The organism is Desulfotignum balticum DSM 7044, assembly GCF_000421285.1.
In the GTDB taxonomy this organism is placed as follows: domain Bacteria; phylum Desulfobacterota; class Desulfobacteria; order Desulfobacterales; family Desulfobacteraceae; genus Desulfotignum; species Desulfotignum balticum.
Genome location: NZ_ATWO01000001.1, coordinates 2,287,369 through 2,306,507, shown reverse-complemented (window position 1 = coordinate 2,306,507; position 19,139 = coordinate 2,287,369). Strand labels below are relative to the sequence as shown.

The 19,139-nt window shown below is 53.9% G+C and carries 13 protein-coding genes; 9 read left to right on the top strand and 4 right to left on the bottom strand.

The window, feature by feature from the left end; all coding sequences use genetic code 11:
• Positions 1-34 precede the first annotated feature (34 nt).
• Positions 35-289, bottom strand: a complete 255-nt coding sequence (gene rpsT / locus K365_RS0111585; protein ID WP_006965096.1) for a 30S ribosomal protein S20 — start codon at positions 287-289, stop codon at positions 35-37.
• 104 nt (positions 290-393) lie between these two features.
• Between rpsT and murJ the strand changes: the two genes are divergently transcribed.
• Genes murJ through K365_RS26550 form a run of 4 tightly spaced genes read left to right on the top strand, consistent with a single transcriptional unit; the run spans position 394 to position 3,236 of the window.
• Entirely contained in the window at positions 394-1,962 is a 1,569-nt protein-coding gene (murJ, locus tag K365_RS0111580; protein WP_024334685.1) for a murein biosynthesis integral membrane protein MurJ, read from the top strand.
• A complete protein-coding gene (locus K365_RS0111575) occupies positions 1,949-2,233 on the top strand; it encodes an FtsB family cell division protein (RefSeq protein WP_024334684.1) in 285 nt (94 codons plus the stop codon). The genes murJ and K365_RS0111575 overlap by 14 nt, the downstream gene beginning before the upstream one ends.
• Positions 2,234-2,244: 11 nt before the next feature.
• Entirely contained in the window at positions 2,245-2,532 is a 288-nt protein-coding gene (locus K365_RS0111570; RefSeq protein ID WP_024334683.1) for a hypothetical protein, read from the top strand.
• Positions 2,529-3,236, top strand: coding sequence for a LysM peptidoglycan-binding domain-containing protein (locus tag K365_RS26550; RefSeq protein ID WP_024334682.1), 708 nt, complete (start codon positions 2,529-2,531; stop codon positions 3,234-3,236). The genes K365_RS0111570 and K365_RS26550 overlap by 4 nt, the downstream gene beginning before the upstream one ends.
• On the opposite strand, the gene K365_RS0111560 is transcribed toward K365_RS26550, so the two are convergent.
• From K365_RS0111560 to xerD, 3 genes are all read right to left on the bottom strand, one after another.
• Positions 3,206-10,936, bottom strand: a complete 7,731-nt coding sequence (locus K365_RS0111560) for a type I polyketide synthase (protein WP_024334681.1) — start codon at positions 10,934-10,936, stop codon at positions 3,206-3,208. The genes K365_RS26550 and K365_RS0111560 overlap by 31 nt on opposite strands.
• 98 nt (positions 10,937-11,034) lie before the next feature.
• Positions 11,035-12,657 (bottom strand): PfaD family polyunsaturated fatty acid/polyketide biosynthesis protein, encoded by a 1,623-nt coding sequence (locus K365_RS0111555; RefSeq protein WP_051147837.1) that lies wholly within the window; start codon positions 12,655-12,657, stop codon positions 11,035-11,037.
• A 98-nt stretch (positions 12,658-12,755) separates the two neighbouring features.
• Entirely contained in the window at positions 12,756-13,661 is a 906-nt protein-coding gene (gene xerD, locus K365_RS0111550; protein ID WP_024334679.1) for a site-specific tyrosine recombinase XerD, read from the bottom strand.
• 127 nt (positions 13,662-13,788) lie between these two features.
• On the opposite strand from xerD, the gene K365_RS26545 reads away from it, so the two are divergent.
• From K365_RS26545 to K365_RS0111525, 5 genes are read left to right on the top strand one after another with little or no spacing between them, the layout of a single operon-like run.
• Entirely contained in the window at positions 13,789-14,724 is a 936-nt protein-coding gene (locus K365_RS26545) for a ParA family protein (protein ID WP_024334678.1), read from the top strand.
• 27 nt (positions 14,725-14,751) lie between these two features.
• Positions 14,752-15,852 (top strand): aminofutalosine synthase MqnE, encoded by a 1,101-nt coding sequence (mqnE, locus tag K365_RS0111540; protein WP_024334677.1) that lies wholly within the window; start codon positions 14,752-14,754, stop codon positions 15,850-15,852.
• 3 nt (positions 15,853-15,855) lie between these two features.
• Positions 15,856-16,914, top strand: a complete 1,059-nt coding sequence (mqnC, locus tag K365_RS0111535; RefSeq protein ID WP_024334676.1) for a cyclic dehypoxanthinyl futalosine synthase — start codon at positions 15,856-15,858, stop codon at positions 16,912-16,914.
• A 29-nt stretch (positions 16,915-16,943) separates the two neighbouring features.
• Positions 16,944-18,125: an amidohydrolase family protein gene (locus tag K365_RS0111530; protein WP_024334675.1), complete on the top strand. Its 1,182-nt coding sequence runs from the start codon at positions 16,944-16,946 to the stop codon at positions 18,123-18,125.
• Complete coding sequence (locus K365_RS0111525; RefSeq protein ID WP_024334674.1) at positions 18,112-18,948, top strand: menaquinone biosynthetic enzyme MqnA/MqnD family protein; 837 nt, start codon at positions 18,112-18,114, stop codon at positions 18,946-18,948. Before K365_RS0111530 ends, K365_RS0111525 begins: the two co-directional genes overlap by 14 nt.
• Positions 18,949-19,139 lie beyond the last annotated feature (191 nt).

The following is a 19,139-nucleotide window of genomic DNA, read 5'->3' as shown; positions in this document are numbered from 1 at the left end:
AGGATCTACCCCGGGTAAATCCTGTCTTTGTTATTTACGCGTGCACAAGTTTGGAAAGTCTTGAAATTTTTCTGGAAGCGGTATTTTTATGAATAATGCCTTTTTGGGAGGCTTTTTGAAGGGCGGACTGGTTTTGCCGCATCAATTCCATGGTGGCATCATCCCCCGATGCCTTGGCCGCACGCAACTTTTTTTCCAATGTTTTCAGCGTGGATTTTACAGATCTGTTTCTCTGTCGTCTGACCAGGTTCTGTTTTGCCCGTTTTTTTGCGGATTTGTGGTTGGCCAATTTACGTTCACTCCTTGTATTCGTCGGTTGAATTTTAAAAAATTAGATATTTCAAAACCAAATATCTACAAAAATTTTGCTTTCCTGTCAAGGATAATTTTGTCATGGCCCTGATCAAACACACGGCCGCAATCAGCGGTTTAACGCTTTTAAGCCGGATATTCGGGGTAATCCGGGATGCGTTCATCGCCATGATGATCGGAACCACGGCCGCAAGTGACGCTTTTTTTATCGCATTCCGGCCCTTTGACCTGCTCAGAAAAATGTTCAGCGACGGCATTTTCAGCATCTCTTTTGTGCCCCCTTTTTCCCGGTCCATTCAAACCGGTCAACAAGATGAGGCCGTGACAATGGTGACCAGTGCGTTAGGGGTCTTGTCCGTTTTGAGTGCATTTCTGATCCTGGCCGGGTGGTTGCTGGCCCCCTGGTTGCTGCATCTCATGGCGCCGGGATTTGCGCCCGGCGGGGATCGGTTTACTCTGACCCTGACCCTGTTTAAAATCATGATGCCGTATCTCTGGGTCATTATGATGATTTCTTTGTGCATGGCCGTGTTGAACACCCTGGGTCATTTTTGTGTGCCCGGGGCCACCCCCCTTGTTTTTAATCTGGTGGTGATTGCGTTTGCATTGACCGTGCCAAAGCAGGTGTTTGAACCCGTGATCTGGCTGGCTGTCGGAGTGATGGCAGGGGGCGGGATTCAGCTGATGTTTCAGATCCCTTTCATGGTCCCGTACAAATTGTTTCAACCGGCCCGGTTTGTCTGGTGTCATCCCCCGGTCATGGACAGTATCAAAAACATGGTGCCTTGTATGGTGGGGGCGGCCCCGTATCAGATCAATATGCTGGTGATCTCTTTTCTCGCTTCTTTTCTGGTGGATGGCAGTGTGTCGTTTCTGTATTATGCCGACCGCCTGGTCCAGTTTCCCGTGGCCCTGATCGCGGTGTCAATTTCCACGGTGCTGCTGCCTTTTTTTTCCAGAAAAGCGGCAGCCGGAGACATTAAGGACATCAGCGACGTGTTTGATGCCGGGGTCCGGCTGGCCGTGTTTGTGGCCGTCCCGGCCATGGCCGGACTGATGGTTTTACGCGAACCCATTGTCCGGCTGTTGTTCGGCCAGGGTGCTTTTGACACGTCAGCCGTCACACGGACGGCTGACTGTCTGCTGTATCTGGCCTTGGGCATCGGCGCTTTTATCGGCACCCGCCTGTTCGTGACCCTGCATTATGCCTTGAACAGTTCCCGGGATCCTTTTTATGCCGGAATCATATCCATGACCACCAATCTGGTGTGTGCTCCTTTACTGATGTATTATATGGGAGCACAGGGCCTGGCACTGGCCGTGACGATGTCTTCCATGGCCGGATTCTTTTTTTTGATGAGCCGCCCTCTGGCAGGGGTGGTTGTCTCAAAAACAGGTATTCTGGTTTCAGCTTGCAGAGCCTTTTTCTTATCTGTTATAATGATCATTTCAATCCAGTGGGTAAAACAGCCTCTCTTTTCTGATACCGAGGGAAAGCTGTTATTGGGGATAAAAGTGATGGCTTGTGTGTTGCTGGGTATGGCCATTGTATGGATCGGGGCCAAATTGCTGCATTTGCCGGAACTGAGCATGATCAGGCACAGGCTGGATGACCATTTGAAAAAAAAGGATTCCCATGGGGCGCATTGAAAAATTCGGTTTATATCTGACACTGTTTCTGATGGGGCTGTTTCTGGTCTTTATTTTTTTCTCCACCCACGGGATTCAGGATTTTCGTCAGCTTAACCGGCAAAAAGCATCCGTATCCGCCCAGATCGATATTGTGAAACAGGAGAACCAGCGGATAGAAAATCAGATCCTGCGGTTGAAACAGGATATTGAATACGTCAGACATCTGGCAAAACATGAACAGGGTATGGCAGCACCGGATGAATTAATTTTCAAACAGAAAAATAAATAAAGGAAATGGATATGAACCATGCGTATCATACCCGGGAACTGGCAAAAACCTATGAAGCCCAAGGGTATTACAGGCAGGCACTGGATATCTATACACAGCTGGACGAAAACTTTCAGGGAAACGACACGGGCGTGCTGGCCGCGTGCCGCCGGCTGGAAACCCTTTTGGCAGAAAAAAAACCCGTAAACAGTAAAATTCGTTTGACCGCTCTGGTCGAAGACTGGTTAAAACTATGGTGGACCACACACCATCTGACAACGCTGGACAACCTGATGTCACAGGTGAGGAGAGAAAAATGAAACAAAAGGAAAAACCCGCCTCAAAAATTCCCACCACCCAGACCAATACCAACCGGAAAAAAGCGGAACCCAGTGCCGGCCCCTGGGGTGTCAGCACATCAATGTTTAAAAAAAACGATACCACCCTGATTATTGCCGGGGCTTTGATCGTGACCCTGATCGTTTTTTTTGTTTTTTTTCTGTCATCAGGATCCCAAAACGAACAGGCATCGTCTCCTCCTGAAACCAGCCGGATTCAGGAGATGGAAACCCGCCTGGCAGCCCTGGAACAATCGCTTGCCGCCTTGACCTCAAAAATGGACGCTAAACTGGCTGTGATCGCGGACAAAGCCGCACGTCCAAACACGGATATGGATGCGGCCCTGGCACAGATCCGCAGACAGGTCGCCGCTTTGGAGTCCGGCGTTCAGGTTAAAGTGGATACATTGACCCGGCAGGTGGCGGGTATAGAAAAACAACTGACCGAGGCAAAAAAGCCCATCCTTACGGCGAGTCCGGAAATTAAAGAAAAAAAGGCCCTTGAAAAACCCGCGGCCCCGGCGCAAACCGCTGAGACGGATGCGTTGTATCATACGGTTCAAAAAGGGGAAACCCTGTGGCGTATTTCCCAGAAATACGACATCACCGTTGACCGGCTGCGCCGGTTAAACAACCTGGCCCCGGATGCAGATATCTATACGGGGGCAAAAATGCGGGTCAGGTGATCCCTGGTTTTTTTAAGCCCCACGGGCGCAAAGGCCAGTCCGAAATTTTTCATTTCATAGATCACCCGGCCATCCACGCAAAGGGCTCCGTCCGCCTTTACCGCATAGATATCGTTTTCCTGTGATACCTGACGGATATGGGTGTGAATGGTGACCTCTTTGTGGGTCGGGATGATCTGCCCCCGGTACACCCATTCATGGGTATCCCCCAAAACCGGTGACACGGCATGGGTGGACGGATCCATGGAAAAGGTTTCCAGTAAATAATACCGCAATATCTGCAAAAACGATTCAATGCCCAGAGATCCCGGGCAGACCGGGTCCTGATAAAAATGCGCGTCAAAGAACCATTCTTTGGTATCCACGGTTTTTTTGGCACGGACATATCCATGGTTGAATTTGCCGCCGGATGGATCCATCACCTCAATGGCATCGATCATGCGCAGGGCATCCGCAGGCATGCCCGTGTCCGGGTCCATGGAAAGATCCGCCGGTGTCCGGGGAGAAACGGATGGAAATACCTTAAAGGGTTCCCGGGGCACAGCGGGGGTGTCGGAAACCAGCGCGCAGTTCTGGATGCCTTTTTGACTGGCCAGGGCCTGGGCCGTGAAAAATCCGAAACGGGTGGTGCCTTCATAGACTGTTTGGCCATGATTGCTCACCTGCATGTCAAATGACTGAAGAATCATGTCCCCGGCCTTGGATACATCGGTCATCCGGACCCGGACCAAAAGGGTGCCGGCGTCCCGGGGTATTTCCTGAATGCATCGGGCCGTGCCGCCCAGGTTTCGAAAATGCAGCCTGTCCTCACTGTGCAGTGCGGAGCCGGCATAGGCAGCCAGCCAACCGCAGGGCTGCAACGCGATTTCCAGCAGAATGCAAAACGGCAGGGTGGAGGTGTGGTTGGCCGTGAAATACCAGGCATCGGCCGGCACATCGTATGCCGTTTCAATCCATCCGTCCGGCTGCATCTGCCAGGGGACATGATCCGCCGTCAACACCCGGTCCATGAAAAAATAGGGGGGCCTGGGCAGGCGGGCGATCTGACGGTCTTTGTCAAAAATCTGGTATCTGGCACCAAATGCGTCGGACGGGTTTCCCTGGGCAAAGGCCAGGATGGATTTTTTGTCAAACAACGGTTCAGGCTTGAACTTGTCATGCAGGGCCGAGTCCACCACGGCTTCAAATCCCATGATACTGGCTGTCACATTGCCCTGATCGTCAGAAAAGGTAAAATATCCCTTGATCTGATGATCCGTGTTTTCATTGACGGTAAACCGGATCTGGATGCCGGCATTGTCGGCCGGCTTCTGCCGAAACGAGGAATAAATCCGAAGTCCGGCCACAAAGCTGGGCAGACAAACCTGTTTCCGGGTTTCCCAGGTCCAGAGGATGGCCGCCTGAAACGCGGCATCCACCAAAAGCGGGTCCGTGGTCCAGCCGGTTTGAACGGGTGTGTCAAACCAGTGGTCCGGGGAAGGGGCCATTGAGGCCGTCACTTCGATCCCTTTTTCAGAGATGCCGGAAATCGCGGTAATGGCCTGAAGATCTTTGCCGTGAAACAAAACGGTTTCATATGCGGCTTTTACGCTCAATTGACAGGGGCCTAAGTCCATGCGGTTTTTGCCGGATAACACGGGCGGATCCGGCAGGGTGTTTTTCAACACGGCCGTGGCCGTGGCATGGGTGACACAATCGTTGTCGTCAGACACAGATGTCAAAGACACTAAAACAAGGTATCGGGTATCCGTGCAGGTGCATCGGCTTACGTTCACGGCCAGCCGGACGTCCCGGTTGGCAGGCCGGATGCCTTTTAACAGCCGCAGGTCATCCAGTCCGGTCAACACCAGACCCGGATGGTTTTTTTCCGCTGCATGGGCCATGATTTCAGCCATCAGGGCAAACGGTACCACGGGTTCATGATTGATCCGGTGGGATGTGATGATGGGAACGGTTTTACGGCTGATCACCATCTGGCTGACCAAAGACAGCTTCGGGGGTTTTTTCTGTTTCAGATCTATTGTCGGCGCCGTAATGACAATTTCCGTGTGATTGGGCTCCGGGTTTGCCATCTCCCGGATCAGCTGCCGGGCACCGGCGGATATGGGAATCAGGCCCACCCCTTTTTTGGCAAACACCTGTTTGAGCCCGTCATGGACCATGCCCCCGTCCCAGGGCCCCCAGTTGATGGCCAGGCATTTGCAGTCAGGTTTTTTTGCAGCCATGTCCCCCATGCATTTGTTGAGCACTTCATTGGCCATGGCGTAATCGCACTGGCCCGGATTTCCCGTTCGGGCCGCAATGGATGAAAACACGATCATGTATTTCAACGGATCGGTCTGTGTGGCCTGAATCAATGCGTTCAATCCGTCGACTTTGGTGTCAAACACCCGGTTGAACTGGTCCGGATGTTTATCCACAATCCATTTGTCTTCCAGTACGCCGGCCCCGTGAATAATACCGGCAATGGGCTTATTAAATCGGTTGCGGATGTGATCCAGGGCCGTTTGAACCGCGTTGGGCTGCCGGATGTCCGTGGAAACATACACCCCGTCGGATCCATGGGACCGGATTTGTGCCAGGGTCTGCTGAATCTGGCGATTGGCACAAATGGCTTGAAATCTTTTTTCCAGGTCGGCCGGGGTGGGTTTTTTTTCGGCAAATTCATGGGTGAGGATCGCTTTTTTTAATTCACCCGGATCAGACAGGGATTCTGCCCAGTCCGGTTCATCAAAGGGAGGGGCGGATCTTCCCAGCAAAACAAGGGTCAAGGGACCGGTTTTTGCCAGTTCTTCGGCACAGGCGGCGGTCACCCCTCTGGCACCGCCGGTGATCACCACCACGTCATGGGGTGAAAAGTTCAAACGGCCCGGCTGGACGGGTACCGTCTCCAGGGTGGGGATGCGGCAATGATCCCTGCTCAGCCCCATCTCCACAGGTCCTTTGGTCATCATCAATGCGGCGGCTGCATCGGCGCATTCAACCCAGGCATCTGGATCATTGGGCAGGTCCAGGGCATGGCACAGCACGTCTTGCCATTCCAGGGCCGCTGTTTTGGCCAGACCGGCCAGGCCTCCATACGCCGGCAGGGTGTCAAACCCGTAGGGCGGAATCCCGAACCCTCCGCCGGAAAAAGTGACGGTTGCCAGGAATGCCCCTTTTTGCGCGGCAGAGGTCTGAAGATGGCGGCCGTTTTTATGGACCAGGGCAAACGCGGCCTTTAAAAATGCAATGGCGTCAGCGTTGTCAGTCTGAGACAATTGATTCTGGATAATCACCAGACCGGCGGCATCGGTCAGATCCGGGATGTTTTCAGATGAAAAATCCAGGAGTTCCGCGTTCTGGCCGTGTTTGTGAAATGCCTGTATCAACGGGTCGGCCATGCCGGCCTGATCCCGGGTGATATAGATTTTTCCGGTTTTTGGCACCTGGATTTTTGAGCCGTTAAAAAAACGGACCTGCTGGATGGGAATCTTTTCCAGATGGATGGTCTGACGGGTCAAATCCGGGTTTTCAGGCGGTTTTGGGGCATCATCCCCGGGTGAAGCGTTTTTTTTTACGTCAGGTTCCGGCGAACACGGGGCCTGATCCAGAAAGGAAACCATGTCCCGGATGGTTTTCAACCCGGCCATGTCATCTCCGGACAGGCGGGATGCCGTGTCTCCCAGCGTTTGTTCCAGCCGGGATAAAATTTCCACCCGCTTGATGGAATCCACCCCCAGATCCGATTCCAGGTCCATACCCGGTTCCAGCATTTCTTCGGGGAACCCGGTCAGTTCACTGATGATGGTGACAATCACATCCATCACCCGGGAATCAGCGCTCGGGTCTGAACACGACGTCCCAGCGGTCTGGGTATCGGTCACTGCAGCGGTTCCGGCAGCAGCCCCGGCAGCGGGGCCAGGTGTGTCAGACTCAGGTATGTCAGATTCAGATGAGCCCGGTGTGTCGGAAAACACCGTGTCCAAAGATTGTGCATCAGATGTTTCAGAAACTTCAGATGAAATGGCCCGGCAGATATCGGCCAGGGTTCTGGCCGTGCCGATGTTTTCCGTGGTCAGGCCCCGGGTGTCGGGCAGGTGTTTTTCCAGTTCGGAAATGATTTCCACTTTTTTGATGGAATCCACCCCTAAATCCGATTCAATGTCCATGTCCGGTTCCAGCATTTCTTCGGGGAACCCGGTCAGACGGCTCACGATGTCAAACAAAACAGACTGAATTTTTGCAGACGCACGGGCCGGGGAGGGGGCTGCAGTCACGGGCGGATCTGAATGCGTGTGCCTGGGGACCGCGGTGGTATTCATTTTTTCACGCAAGGGCGGTTGCTCCGGCAAAGGCGCTGCCGGCCGGGGCGCGGGCCTGTCCGCCGGCTGGGCCGCGGGGCTGTTCGCCGGCAGGGGTGCGGGGATGTCCGCCGGCCGGGTCATCACAGGACTAGTGTCCGGCACCGGAGAGATGCCATCCACAAATTCACGGGTGTGTGACATCATGGCTGCCAGGGTCTGGGTGGCCCGGGCCTGGGTATCCAGAAATTTTTCATGGGCCCGGGCGGTCTGGGCCTGCAATGCCTGCATGGCTTCAAGCCCTTTGTGAACCAGGTGCATGGCCTGTCCGGTATTTGTCCCGGACCGGGCGGAGGCTTTTGTGTTTGATTCTTGTTGCGGGGCAGGTGACGATGATGACAACGGGTGCATAACAGGTCCTTGTTGATCCGCCGGATTTGTTTCCGGCCGGTGTTGTTTCATGGTTTGGGCAGACCCGGGCAAAGACGGGACATCGGTTTTGCAGGCGCAACATCCCGTCCGGGGCTCAGAATGATTCAAAGGTCGGGGCAATGTTTTTTCAACCACGGGTTTGGGGTTGGCACCGGATAGTTTTATGCGCATGCGTTTCAAGGCCAGTGACGGCACGGGGTCTTCCCATGGGGTCAAATCCACGTCAAAACCTTTGGCTGCCAGATGACACAACCCATGAGCCAGATCCGTGAGCCCGGATTTTTTTCCGCTGGAGCCATCCAGCCCAATCACAGTGACTGGATCGGATGCCAGTATTTTTTTTGTCAGCCCCGTTAAAACGGTTTTGGGACCGATCTCCATGAAAAACCGCACGTTTTTGTCGCGCATGGTTTCAATGTTCTGCTTGAAACATACCGGGTGCATGAGCTGATGCCCCAACAGCGATTTAACGGTGTCAGGGTCGGTGTCATACAAGGTTCCCGTGGTATTGGACAGCACGGGAACTTTTGTGGGGGCAATGGGCTGATCCGCCACAAACTCGTGGAACGGGGCCGCGGCATCTGCCACCAGGCGGCTGTGAAACGCGGCTGCCACGGGCAGTTTGACACATCGGATCTTGTTTTTCCGGCACCATGTCACAGCCTGGTCAATTGCCGGAGTCGGGCCGGACAGAACGCCTTGATCCGGGCTGTTCTGGTTGGCCAGCACCAGGTCGGAAAACCGGTCCTTGATCCAGGTTTCAATGTCGGTCAAAGGGGCCTGAACCGCCAGCATGCTGCCGCGGTCCGTTCCCGTGTCACCGGCATGGGCCATGTGCTTTCCCCGGACGGCCGCCAGGTTCAGCAGGGTGGTGTCATCCATCCATCCGGCGGCATGCAGGGCCGGCAATTCCCCGAAACTGTGGCCACAGGTCATGTGCGGCAGGACATTGAACCGTTTGAGCACCTGGATCATGGCAAGGGAGACCACCCCAATGCTCATCTGGGCCGCATGGGTTTGTCTGAGCCGGGTTTCGGTTACGGATTTTTTCTGGAGATGCAACGGCGGTGCAAACATCAGTTCAGCCAGATCCGGAAAAGGGGTGGCCGGATCCCCGGGGTCCGGGGAATGGGCTTTAAAGATGTCCTGTGCCAGATCCAGCGCGGCCATGGCTTCAGGAAAAGCTGCAAACAGGTCTTTGCCCATATCCGGATACTGGCTGCCCTGTCCGGGAAACAGAAAACCCAGTTTTCCCTGAACGGGGCCGGATTCAAAATATATGGGTCCGGTTCCGGGTTTTTTTTGTTCAACCAGATCCCGGGCCTTTGCTGTCAACGCAACGGGATCATCTGATTTCTCCAGGACCATGAGCAGGCGAAAATTATCCCGGGTGTCAAAGGTGTTCCTGGAGTCGGCACATGCCCGGGAAACAAGATGCTGCATTTCTTCATCATCCGGTGAAAAATCGGGCGTGAGACTGTTTTTAAACGTTTCCAGATTTTTCAGCAGCGTGGTGGTGTCATTGGCTGAAAATGCGGCGATCTGAACCGAGCCATCCCAGGAAACATGGGTTTTCTTTGACGTCTGTTCTTCTAAAACCACATGAAAATTGCTGCCCCCGAAACCGAACGCGGACACACCGGCCCGGCGGGGAGTCATGACGTTTGTGCCGGCAACCCAGGGTTTGGACCGGTGGTTGAGATAAAAAACAGACTGGTTGATGGCAAGTTCCGGGTCGGGATCCTGGGCTTTGAGGGTGGGCGGGATCACTTTGTGGTGAAGGGCCAGTGCGGCCTTGATGATCCCGGCGGCCCCGGCAGCGGCTTTGGTATGCCCGATCATGGATTTCACGGATCCGATGGCAATCCTTGAAGGGGTCGTTTCCGGGGTGAAGCAGGCGTTCAATGCCGTGAATTCCACCTTGTCCCCCACCCGGGTCCCCGTGCCGTGGGCCTCCACCAGACCCACACTGGCCGGATCGATATCTGCCTGGTGATACGCATCCTTGAGTGCCTTGATCTGGCCGGCGGCATCCGGCGCATAAATAGCGGAAGTTTTCCCGTCACTGGAAGTCCCCACACCCTTGATGACCGCATAGATCCGGTCCCCGGCTTTCCGGGCGTCAGGCAATCGCTTGAGCACCAGCATGCCGATGCCTTCCCCTAAAACAGTGCCGTCCGCATCTTTGGAAAAAGGCCGGGCATCACTGGTATGGGACAACACTCCGGTTTTGGCGAAACACATGTGCATGAAAATATCGTTCAGGCAGTCCACCCCGCCGGTGATGGACATGTCGCATTTGCCGGCGGACAGTTCCATGACAGCGGAATGCAGTGCAGACAGAGAACTGGCACAGGCCGCATCACTGACACTGTTGGTGCCGGACAGGTTGAACCGGTTGGCGATGCGGCCGGCCACCACATTGCCCAGCAGTCCGGGAAAAGAGTTTTCCTGCCAGGAGGCATAAGATGACTGAATCCGGCGGCAGATCCTGTCTTTTTGTTCCGGTGAAACACCTGCATCGTCCAGGGCGTTTTCCCAGATGGGATATCCCAGTCTGGCGCCCAGCGGAATCACCAGCTCCTGGGTGCCGGTCACCCCTAAAATCACATTGACCCGGGCCGAGGAAAGAAACGGGTGTTCTTTGGGATACCCGGCATCTTCCAGCGCCATTTTAGCCACCTGAAGTCCCAGCAGCTGGGCTGTGTCCGTGGCATTGATGTTGTTGGGAGGGATGCCGAAAACCGTGGGATCAAAATTGATTTTCGGAATAAATCCGCCCCGGGAACAATATACATGGTCCGGCCGGGATGGATCTTCATCAAAATAGTCTTTAACCGGCCAGTGGGTATCTGCCGGGATCGGCTCGATGGCATCCACACCCTGGTATAGCAGGTGCCAGAACGCCTTGAGGTTGACGGATCCGGGAAAGATGCATCCCATGCCGATAATGGCGATGTCGGTATTTTTTATTTGCTGTGTCATAAACGCTGGTATCAACCTAAGATTTTTTTGGGTTCAATGCGAAATATACGGATCTGATACAAAGAAATCATGCGATGACAAAGGATTTGACAAAACTTTTACATGGGATCCGCTGCCATGGAGTCGCTTTGAGGCAAAGATCCGGCCAAAGCCAGAATGTCGTTTTTTTTCATGGGATAGACGGCCGTGGCCGAAGGGGGCAGGACCACACCCTGGGTTTTCAGCATCATGGCCCGAAGGGTGACACTGGCACCAAACAGCAGATTCAACGCCAGATCAGAAGTTTTCCGGTGTTCCGGTCCGGCCAGAAAACTGTTTTTTGCCCACTGGTTGAATGCGCCCATGGCCGGGCCGCACCAGATCTGGTAATCCATTTTGCGTTCCAGTATTCCCTGGATGGCCCAGCGGGAACTTTGCCCCAGATAGGAACGGAACACCAACGCCATTTTGTGTTTGGGATCCGTTTGGGCTTTCTGTATCTGTGCCGGCTGGTGTCTGGATTCAAAAAACGCGCGGGTGGACTGCCATGCGCGCTCAAAATCGGTTTTCAGCAACTGGGTCTCAATTTCCTGACGCTGTTTTTCAGGAATATCTTCAAACCGGGCATAGGTCCGGTACAACTGATACAGTTTTTCAGCCCGCATGGCAAACAGGGTCCCGCGTTTCAACACCTGGACCCGGGCACCGATTTCAAACATGTCGGCTGCCGGAGCCATGGCCACATCCGCCTGTTCCGCCTGGCACAGAAGCGTTTTCACATCATCACTGATATCTGCCTCCACGCAGGACTGATTGATGGACCCGGTGAGGATATAGGCCGCACCCATGGCAAAGGCCGCTGCCGCGGATTCCGGCGTGGCAATGCCGCCGGCCAGTCCCACACACAAAGGATCCGTATAATGATATTCATCCATGCACTGTTGTTTCAAGGCCAGCATGGTGGGAAGAAGGGCCAGGGCCGGGCGGTTGTCCGTATGTCCCCCGGAATCGGCTTCTGCGGTCAAATCCTGGGCCATGGGAATGAACCGGGACAGATCCGCTTCTTCCTGGGTGATCCATTTTTTTTCCAGTAACATGTGTACCAGTTTCCGGGGCGGGGGAGCGAAAAACTGCCGGGCCACCTCGATCCGGGAAACTTTGGCAACCACCTGATTCGGGGCTTTCACCTGTCCGTCCATGTCTTTGTGAAGGCCCTTGACCCGATAGTAAACGAGAGCTGGGGTCATGCGCATGAATGCGGCGGCACTGATCCGCCGGATGCCGTGATTCAGGTATAGCTGCACCGTGGCGGTTTCAAGGTCTGAATCCGTCGGGGAATGGATCAGGTTGAAACCAAAAGGCGCGTCTTTTAATCGGGACGTCAGGGTGACGACTGCCTGTTCAATCTTTGATAAAGACAGCCCGCCGGCTCCGAAAAAACCGATCATCCCGTTTTTTGCCATGGCCTGTACCATTTCCACGGAAGCAATCCCGTTGGCCATGGCACCGGCCACATAGGGATACTTCAGATGGTGCCGGGCCGTGAATGCGGGGTCTCCCAGCGCAGACAAAGGGATTGCCGGTGCAAACCCATCAAAAGGAAGTGCTTGGGATTTTTCTGTCTGTCCTGAACGCGGACCGGGCAGGTCATGGGACATGTGCGGCCCGTTGTTTTTTTTTGTGACAAAAATGGGCCTGGATATCTGAAACAGGGCGGATCTGACAGGGTCCGGTCGGGTCATAAGCTGATTTTCCATATCGGGTGTTAAGGTGGTATTGACCGCCTGTCTTACCATAAACCCGCTGGAACAATCAAGACCTGTTGCCGGTTTGAAAAACCTTACCGCCGGGGATGATATCTTTGATGCATGCGCAGCAGATAATCTCTGGAAATATGGGTATAAATCTGGGTGGTGGAAATATCCGTGTGCCCCAGCAGGGTCTGGACGGACCTGAGATCAGCCCCGCCTTCCAGCAGATGGGTGGCAAAAGAATGCCGCAAAGTATGCGGGGTGACGTTGCGGAAAATGCCGGCCTGGACCGCGTATTTTTTGATGATTTTCCAGAACCCCTGGCGGGTCATGGGTTTTCCCGCCCGGGCCACAAACAGGTAGGGACTGTTAAGGGTTTTGAGCATCCGGGGCCGGCCCCGGTCTTTCCACTGGCGGGTGATGTCGGCGGCCTTCGTGCCGATGGGCACCATCCGTTCCTTGTCTCCTTTGCCCGTCACCCGCACCAGGTTGGCATCCAGATTCACATCCTGGATTTTGAGGAAAATAAGTTCAGACACCCGAAGCCCGGCCCCGTACATGACTTCAAGCATGGCGGCATTGCGCAGTTCCCTGGGATGCGTGGTATCGATGGTATCCAGCAGTGCGGCCACCTCGGGGATGGTGATGATTTCGGGCAGGGATCGGCCGGATTTGGGGATGTCCACTTCTTTGACCGGATTGATGGACAGATATTTTTCAGTCACTAAAAACCGAAACAGTCCCCTGAGGGTGATCAGGTGTCTGGCCCGGGATTTGGGGGCCAGGCCGCTGCGGGTCAAATGAATCAGCCATGCCAGGATCACGGTGAGATCCACCTGATCCAAAGATGACATCTGCTGGGATTCCAGAAAATCCAGAAACCGGGTCAAATCCGTGCCATAGGCAGTAAGGCTGTTTGCGGACAATCCTTTTTCCACCACCAGAAAATCAAGGTATGCCTGAACCCGGTTCCGGGTTTCAGATGTGAGGGCCAAGTTAAAAAGACCTCCTGTGAGCCGTGGGCATAAAAAAATCAAGTATCATATATTTGTGCGATTATTTCAACCGGACATCAAGGATGGGGATTGATCTTTTTTCAAATTGTGTTACATAAGATAAATTATGGGTACGATTCTGACAGTTTCAGGTGTGACCGGTGGTATCGGTAAAACAACCGTGGCCGTCAATCTTTGTGCGGCACTGGCATTGTATGAAAAAAAAGTGCTGATCATTGATTGCGATCCCAAGGCAAGTGCCACGTCATGGCTGGGAAAAACCGATGCAACCCATGGCCGCAGTTTAGCATCGGTTTTGAAAAAAAAGACGTTTCTTGCAGATGCCATCGTAAAAACCCGTCTTCCCTGGCTGGATCTGGTTCCGGCTGATTTCAACCTGTTTACTGCGGCCCGGTCCCTGTCCGGAAAAGCGGCCGGTCCCACCCTGTTAAAACAGATGCTGCATCAACAAGTCGGTTCGCTATATGATTATATCATCATGGATGCACCGCCTGGTTTCGGGTTTTTAAGCGTTTTAGCCCTGACGGCGGGACACGGACTCATTGTTCCCATCAGTTTGCACCGAACTTCAGACACGGATTGCCAGTGTCTGCTCAAGCTGATCCATTATATCCGTAAAATTCATCATACCCCATTGCGCATCGCTGGATTTGTTGTCAATGCCTGTGAAAATTCATCAGATATTCAGGCCTTTCTGGAAAAAAAGCGTTTCAACCGGTTGTCGGATCTGGTTTTTCTTACCAGGATTCCGGAAGATCATACCGTGATCCGGGCCATGGATCATCAGGTGCCTGTGGTTTTAGAGGATATCAACGCCCCGGCGGGAAAAGCGTTTTTGCAGTTTGCAACAGAAATCGATTCGATTTTCAGCCATCAGAAAGAATACCCTGAAACCCGGCCGGGGCCGGATGAGGGATCCACGGCAAAGGCATCGCCCCCAAAAATGGTGGAGATCCGGGAACGCAGCAGCGAAAAAGTGGAACAGCTGGCCGCAAACATTGCGGACATGATCAATGAAATCAATCAGAGCGAGCAGGCCTGATGATACAAATACGCACAAGAGGCATTGATGGACCCGATATTTATGGATGAACGGCTCAAGCAGATTTATGCCAAGGTCAGACAGGGAACCCGTCTTTCAAAGGAAGACGGGATTTGTATTTACCAGACACGGGATCTGCTGGGCGCAGGAAAGATCGCCCATGCGGCCCGATGCGCCCGGCACGGCAACACGGCTTTTTATGTATACAATCAGCATCTGAACTACACCAATATTTGCAAGAACCGGTGCCGATTCTGTGCATATGCCAAAGACCGGCAGGAATCCGGGGCCTATGCCTGGTCCATAGAGGAGATCTCCCGACGGCTGATGGACCGGATCGACGAACCCGTGGATGAACTGCATATCGTGGGTGGGCTCAATGAGGCGCTGGGGTTTGATTATTACATCGATCTGCTGAAAACCGTGAAACAGATCCGGCCCCAAGCCGCCATCAAGGCGTTCACCTGTGTGGAGATCGATTATCTGTCCCGGTTGTCCGGCCTGGGCGTGGATGAAACCATTGCACAGCTCAAAGAGGCCGGTCTGGATATGATGCCCGGGGGCGGGGCTGAGATACTCAATACCCGGATTCATGATACCCTGTTTCCTAAAAAAATCGATCACACCCGGTGGATTGAGATCGTCAAAGCCGTTCACAAGGCCGGCATCACCACCAATGCCACCATGCTCTACGGCCATATCGAAACCATTGAAGAACGGGTGGACCATCTGATCACCCTGCGGGAGATCCAGGATGAGACCCATGGATTTTCCGCATTTGTGCCTCTGGCATTTCATTCAAAAAATACCCGAATGCCTGAACTGCCGCCCACCACGGCGGTGGATGATCTTAAGTCCGTGGCAGCGGCCCGGCTGATGCTGGACAATTTCGATCATATCAAAGCCTACTGGGTGATGATCGGAGAACCGCTGTCCCAGGTGGCCTTGAGCTTCGGAGCCGATGACCTGGACGGCACCATTATTGAAGAGCGCATCACCCACACGGCCGGGGCCAGTTCCGCCAAGGGGCTGACCCGGGAACAGATGGAGAACATGATCCGCAAAGCCGGTTTTGAGCCGGTACAGCGGGATTCTTTTTATAATCCCAAAACCGGTACAGGCAGTTGAACAATGAATGAATTATCTGAAATCATAAAAAAAATACAGGATCATCAGCGAATCGACACACACGAAGCCGGCATCCTGTTCAAACAGGCGGACCTGTTGACCTTAGGCCAGCTTGCCAATGCAAAACGGTGTCATTTACATCCTGATCCCGTGGTGACATATGTCATCGACCGAAATATCAATTATACCAATATCTGTGTGTCCGGGTGCCGGTTCTGTGCATTTTTCCGATCTCCCGGCGCAAGCGGGGGGTATGTGATCTCCCGGAAGGATCTGGCCGATAAAATTCAGGAAACTCTGGATCTGGGCGGCACGCAGATCCTGCTCCAGGGCGGCATGAACCCGGATCTGGACTTAAATTTTTATACTGACATGCTTGGGTTCATCAAACAGGAATTCGGGATTCACATCCATGGATTTTCTCCGCCTGAAATTCATTTCATGGCCGACAAATTCAATATGTCCGTGGCAGACACGATCCAATGCCTGAAACAGGCGGGGCTGGATTCCATCCCCGGGGGCGGGGCTGAAATTCTGTGCGACGAGATCCGGACAAAGGTGTCCCCCAACAAATGCAATGCCAATGAATGGCTGGAAGTGATGCGCCAGGCCCATGGGGCCGGCATGCGGTCATCCGCCACCATGATGTTCGGTCATCTGGATACCATGGATCATGTGATCGAGCACCTGGACCGGATCCGGCAGCTCCAGGATGACACCCACGGGTTTACCGCGTTCATTCCCTGGACGTTTCAGCCGGAGAACACCCGGATTCCGGTGGAGAAAAAAACCGGGGTGGAATACCTCAAGGTGCTGGCGTTGAGCCGGATTTTTCTGGACAATGTGGACAATATTCAGGCCTCCTGGGTGACCCAGGGAGATAAAATCGCCCAGACCGCCCTGTTTTTCGGGGCCAACGACATGGGCTCCACCATGATCGAGGAAAACGTGGTGGCCGCAGCCGGGGTATCTTTCATGATGCCGCTTGAATCATTGCAGCGGCTCATTGCCACGGCCGGGTTCACCCCGCGCCAGCGGGACTGTTTCTACAACCCGGTATGACGTCATTCAACACACCTGGAAAAACCCTTGTGCCTGACACCCGTATCCACTATATCCGGGCCAAGGATGAACCGGCGGTTTTCAAAGCCAAATGGGTGATCAAAGATCCCTGGACCATTCTGGAAAATGCCGGCATTGCCGTGGCAGCGGGCCGAATCACCTCCGTGCTGGACACCGTTCCGTCAGGGCCATCCGTGACGGACTGCGGCCCCGGGATTCTGATGCCGCCCCTGGTCAATGCCCATATGCACCTGGAACTGTCGGCCCTGGCCCACCGCCTGCCCCTGGGAAAGGGATTTGAACCCTGGGTGAAAGCCCTGCTCACAGCACGGGACTCCCTGGGCCCTTCAGCCCTGATCCGGGCGGCCCGCCATGCGGTTCAGGCATTGCCGGGGCAGGGCACCGGCCTGGTGGGAGAGGTCTCCACCTTAGGTCTCACCCGGTCTCTGCTCACCGACCCGGGCCTGGCCGGTGTGTGGTTCCAGGAATATCTGGGAACCGGATATCCAGCGCCGGATCTGGCGGCAGATTTTCCATTGTCTGCTTCCGCAGCCGGGCACGCCCCCCACACCACGTCCCCGGATCTGCTGAGATATCTGAAAAACCGCATCCAAAAAGCAGGCCTTGTTTTTTCCATCCATGTGGCGGAATCCGATGCTGAGATGCGGTTTATTGAAGGGAATAACCGATCCTGGCATGATTTTCTGATTCAAAGAGGCATTGATCCAAAAGACTGGCCAGTGGGCAACAAAACCCCGGTAAAATATCTCAAGGATCTGGGTATCCTGGGACCCCATACCCTGGCCGTTCATCTGCTCCAGGTCACGGACACGGATCTGGATCTGCTGGCAGATACCAAAACCTGTATCTGCCTGTGCCCGAGAAGCAATCAAAACCTGCACAACCGGATTCCCGATATTCCGGCCCTGTTGAAACGACATTTGAAACCCGCACTGGGCACGGACAGCCTGGCATCCTGCGAATCTTTGTCTCTGTTTGATGAAATGGCGTTTGTGCGGCATCTTTGTCCGAAGGTGTCACCGGCGGATATTTTTGCCATGGCCACGAAAAACGGGGCCAGTGCCCTGGGACTGGCAGATCGGTTCGGTACGCTTTCTCCGGGAAAACAATCTGAATTCATTTATCTGGATACGGGGGTATCTTCCCGGGACCAGGTGCTGGAAAAGGTAATCTGTTATGGAACACGTTAATCTTCGTATGGGAAGAATCAGCTATATCAATGCGTCTCCTGTTTATTACGGCCTGGATCACGGCCTGGCCCCGTCCTGGCTCACGCTGGTGACGGATGTGCCGGCCGCCCTGAACCGGCAGATCATGGATGGTTCCGTGGATCTCAGCCCCATATCCGCCGCCCATTATGCCATGAATCATACATCTTTGCTGCTTTTGCCGGACCTGTCCATCTCCTGTCACGGACCTGTGATGAGTGTGTTGTGCGCTTCCAATCTCCCTCTGGATGAACTTGCCGGAAAAACCGTGATGCTGACAAAAGAATCCGCCACAGCCGCCTCGTTCATGAAAATGATTTTTGCCCAGCGCGGCGTGACACCCAGATATGTGACCAAAGATGTGGGTAATATCGATCAGATTCCATCGGATGTGGATGCCGTGCTGGTCATCGGGGATGCGGCATTGACCCAGCCCTGGGATCAACGGTTTGCTTTCTGCTTTGATCTGGGCCAAATCTGGCATGCCATGACACAGATGCCGTTTGTGTTTGCCGTGTGGGCTGTGCGAAAAGAAGTGGCAGCCAGGCATCCGAACACCGTGACCCGGGCCCTGGAACTGTTATGGGCCAGCCGTAAATCCGGATACGATCATCTGGATGCCGTCATTGCCGCGGGACAGGCCAAGCTGGGGCTGCCGGCATCTTTAATCGGCACCTATTACCAGCATTTGTTCTGCGATATGGATGCCCCCAAAATTCAGGCCATGACCCGGTTTTTCGATATTCTGTACCGGAACAAAATCCTGACATCCCCCGTGGACGTGACCTTTTTTCAGCCGGAATAAATAAGCAAAAAGGGGGGGGAGCGGGCAGATCCTTGCTGGGGTCTGAACCGGGTGGTGGGATCAAATAAAAACCTGAAAATCGGATAAAGCGCACACCTTAAATAAAGAACACAACACAAAACGCTCTAATTGTTTGAAAAGTCATGCTTTTTTCTTGCTCTTTTAACGTGTTTGTATTATATACATACGCA